This is a genomic window from Oscillibacter sp. CU971 (assembly GCF_905219725.1).
In the GTDB taxonomy this organism is placed as follows: domain Bacteria; phylum Bacillota; class Clostridia; order Oscillospirales; family Oscillospiraceae; genus Oscillibacter.
The window spans coordinates 1-1017 of record NZ_CAJMXG010000587.1 but is presented as its reverse complement, the minus strand read 5'-3'; the positions used below and the strand labels follow the sequence as shown (position 1 = coordinate 1017).

At 54.2% G+C, this 1017-nt stretch carries 1 protein-coding gene; it reads right to left on the bottom strand.

Annotation, left to right across the window (positions count from 1 at the left end; genetic code table 11):
- Positions 1 to 417: 417 nt before the first annotated feature.
- A partial coding sequence (locus tag JX325_RS17650; RefSeq protein WP_204792297.1) for a tyrosine-type recombinase/integrase occupies positions 418 to 1017 on the bottom strand: 600 nt, incomplete at its 5' end.

Here is a 1017-nt window from a genome sequence, read left to right as displayed (position 1 = left end):
ATTGCGTCAAAAAACAGCTTGCCGGTGCCCTTCTCCTCCAACAGATGCCGAAAGTGCAGCAGGGTCGTGGCGTCCGGAACATCCTGCTGCTATCATTTCAGGGGATTAAATCAGCGTTTCCTCAATTTGACTGGAAGGGTATTTCTTATTGTTGCTATGGAGCTGTATGTCCTGCCCCAGGCCAGAAATCGCGTATGGTAATTGCACAGGCAGGCTNCGCAGAGTTCTTGCTCAAACAGGAATGTGGTGCGATACTGCCAATGAGGTTCTTGAGTATATGGTTGGCGATGATCGCCTACGGGATGTGATTACTCAGGTTACCGTAACCGAACGCACGATTTGACTGGCATAACCAAGCCGCAGACAGAGACAAACGGCTCACCGAGAGATATTCCGTTCGGTGAGCCGTTCGTTNTGTTAGCTTNCGTTCAGCCGCTCCTTTTCCACGGCGATCTCCGCCTTCATCTGGAGAATCATCTCCGATAACAGCCGCTCACATTCCTCTCTGGTCTTGGCGTAGATATTGCGGGGACGCTTTTTGCCGTCAGGCCAGACTGGGGAGTGGCGGCCCTCCCACAGGTGGCCATTGATCTNTGTGACGCATCCGGTNCCTGGCTTGCGACGTTTACCCTTGTAAGGCTGGAAGGTGCTGGGAGCGGGCTTTCGTGGCACTGGCTGATTCTCTATTTGTGCCTCAGATTTGACGCCGCCCTGGTCAATCTTCATTGCCGCTGTACGGCGCATCTCATCGGTGACACGGGCGTAGATGTTCAGCGTGGTGCTGCTGGACACATGCCCGATTACCGTGGAGAGGGTCTTGACATCCATTCCATGCTCCAGGGACATGGTGGCGAACAGGTGGCGGAGGCCGTGGAAGCGGATATGCTTGCACCCGGCTCTCTCCAGAATGGTGGTCAGGTGTTTGCGGACGGAGGCGGGGTCTAAGAAGCTGTACCAATAGGCTAAAACCGCTTGAGTAAAGTGCTGAAAGCAGCAATGGTGCAAACAGCTTGTGCA